Source organism: Methylobacillus pratensis, assembly GCF_054072455.1.
In genome coordinates this window covers 1-3,380 of record NZ_JBSUSR010000012.1, presented here as the reverse complement: position 1 = coordinate 3,380, position 3,380 = coordinate 1, and the positions used below count along the sequence as shown (strand labels likewise).

The 3,380-nt window shown below is 59.3% G+C and carries 1 protein-coding gene; it reads left to right on the top strand.

What is annotated here, in order from left to right; genetic code table 11:
• Positions 1-3,380 (top strand): LysM peptidoglycan-binding domain-containing protein (locus ACW4YW_RS15555; RefSeq protein WP_457138399.1); only part of this gene is annotated, 3,380 nt, incomplete at both ends.

The following is a 3,380-nucleotide window of genomic DNA, read 5'->3' as shown; positions in this document are numbered from 1 at the left end:
TGGAGCGAAATCCCATCCTCCTCCTTTGTGCCCGGCGGCTTCGGCGTTGGCAGCTTCACCCTCCCAACGAGTGCGCTTGGCGTCTTTGTTAACGGTGTCGGGTACGACATCGAGGTCGACGTACGCAACGCCAGTGGGGGCTTGATCCGCACCTCCACCGGCAGCCTCAGCCGTGATGCTTCAGGCAACCTCACCGTAGGCGCCCTGACCGTCCCGCCGACCCTCACCTTCCATCAGGGCGACGCATCCTCTGTCAAGATCCGCTACCGTGTCGCAGGATCAGAAGGGGAATATAGCGCCCCCATCACCCTCAATGCAGGCAGCGTCGCGGGCCAATTCAACTGGAATCCGGCTGCTCTGGTGCCTGACTGGTCTAGCACCTACGACTACGAATTCGACATCCAGGCCTATGACGCTGCTGGCTCACTCATTCGTCACAATCTCACCACCGTGCGCCTGGGCAGTACCATCCAGACACTGACCAACCAAGCCCTGTCCGTGACCAGCCTCACCGTCACTCCGCCACAGACCGGCGTTGACTACGTCATCCTCGGTTATCGCCTCAAGGACAGTAGTGACGACTACACCCTGGTGCCGACCAAGCCTGTGACCGTCAACGGCACTACTCACTATCGTGCCGACATCAGCGGCCTGGATGCGACCAAACCGTACGAATACCAATACACCGCCTATGCGCCGGATGTCATCAACCCCAACGACCCCTACAATCCACACGATCCGAACGACCCTAACTGGCAACCCTCCGTTATCACCACCCCGCTCGGCACCGAGACCGGCACCTTCCAGCCTAATGCCCCGACGGCAGGCGGTCATTTAGTGTGGACCAAGGTCGAAGATCAACAACGCTTCGAGCGCGAAATCGAGCGCAAGCAAAGCTACAACGCCTTCGGCGAAGTCGAGAGCGAGACCGACGGCCGAGGCAATGTGACCAGCTTCACCTACAACACCCTGGGCAACCTGGTCTTGAAGCGTGACCCCCAGGTCGAAGCGACCCTGGCGAACGGCTATCAGCAAACCATCACCCCCGAGACCCATTACACCTACGACCTGTCTGGCCGTCTCATCCAAGTGTTGGACGCCAACGGCAACAAGAACACCCAGGCCTGGCTCGCCGGTGCCCCGCCTGATGCCGACGACATGATCAGCTTCGAACGTCATGCCGACGGCGGCTTCGTTACCCGTCGCTACGACATCTTCGGCAACAAGCGCAGCGAGACCGACCGCATCAACGCCCTTACCGATACCAGTGGCCGTACCACCGACTACGAATACGATGCCGAGAATCGCCTCACCAAGATCATGCGTCCGCAACGTGTCACCGGTAGTCTCAGCTACCTGGCGACCCGTACTACGGATACCTACACCTATGACGCCGCAGGCCAACGCATCATCCATACCAATGCCCTGGGTGAACGGGAGAAGACCGACTACGACAGCCTGGGCCGCGTGATCCAGACCACCAGCTACATGGGGTTCACCACCAGCTACCAATACGACTACAGCCATACCGTTCTCGGCTTGGGCGGCAGCACCCTGGGCGGCTGGATCAGGACCACCACCCAGGCCGATGACCGCACCCTGATCGACGAACTCGACCTGTTCAACCGCACCACCAGGCACACCGACCTCGGCGGCAACGTCTTCACCTACTTCTACAACCAGGCTGGCTGGCTCATCCGGCAGACTGGCAGTACCGGCCAAGACATCGTCTACGACCACTATGCCAACGGCTACGTCCAATCGATCCACGACCAAGCCTTGGGCATGTACACCTACTACGAGTACGACCAGAACGGCAACAAGACCTTCGAAGGCTATGTCAGCCTCAAGAACCCGGCCAATATCCTGGACGGCAACCGTGACTACTACCAGTACGCGCACATCAGCTACGACAGCCATAACCGCATTACCAACATCCTTGATCCCAAGGCCAGCATCAGCTACGAATACGATGCCGTGGGCAACCGCCGCCTGGTCAAGAGCATCTACCATGACGGTGTCAATGGCGCGAAGCGTGAACAGGAATACTGGTACGCCTATGACGCGATGAATCGTTTCACGATAACCATGGGACAGCTCGGTACTGTCACCAACGGCGTCTTCACTGCAACTGGACGTGCCACCTCGGCGACCGACACCAGCATCGTTATTGACAAGGGAGTAACAGGTGGTAGCGGGGTTGCCATCAGCTACAATCTGGCCGGCGAGCGTACCCAGGCCAAGAACGCTATTGACGGTACCATAGAGAGCTATAGCTACACGGCCGACGGCTACCTGGAGCAGATCGACTTCAACGACGGACGCAAGGCGACCCGCAAGAACGATGCCTTGGGACGGGTCGTGGAGTACAAGGAGTATGGCACCAACGGGACTTCCGTGACCTACAGTAAGACCACGGCCTATGATGCGGATAACCGTATCCTGAGCGAAACCACCCATGACGGTGCGGTCAGTACTTACGAGTATTACAATGGCGCCAACACGACCTATAGTGCCGGTGGTAGCGGCGCACTGGCGCATGTCCATACCGACTCCAACGGCAGTGCGGCTGGCGGTACGCTGACCGACACCTACTACACCTACGAGTACTGGGACGAAGCCAAGATCACCGCGACGACGATCTCCGGTTACAACGCCAGCCTGGGGCGCAACCAGCAGCAATGGAAATCCGGCTATGCCGACCTGCGCTACGACGTCAACGGTCACCTGGAGAGCGCCTACGACCATGGCGGCAACCGCAGCATCCAGTACATCAGCGATGCCCAGGGGTTGATCCTGGTGCGTGACGAAATCACCGGCATCATCGCCAGACCGAACTACAAGTACAACCAGGCCAACTACAACCCTGGCAGCGTTGCCAACAAGGTTACGCGCTACTACTACGTCGATGGTAAGCGGGTTGGGGATGTGAGCAACGACGGCCCGAGCCGGACCGACTACGCTCAGGCGATGGCTAACCGCCATGCGCCCCAGGGCAACTACGCCAACTGGAAGCCGATCTCCAGTGCCGACTTCGACCAGAACTACGAGCCGATCAGCCCCAACTATCCGGGCTTTGCTGCCAGCAGCTACACGGTGAGGAACGGCGACACCCTGCAAAGCATTGCGCGCAGCCTGTGGGGCGATGCGGCGATGTGGTTCCTGATTGCGGATGCCAACGGGCTCACGGATCAGGCCTTGACCGAAGGCCAGACCCTGACCATTCCGAACAAGGTGACGAACGTTCACAACAATAGCTCCACCTTCCGTCCCTACAGTGCAGGGGAAGCCATTGGGGATACCAGCCCAACCTTGCCGACGGCACCAGTGCCTTATGTCAAGAAGAAAAAGGGCAAGTGCGGGGGGATGGGCGGCATTAT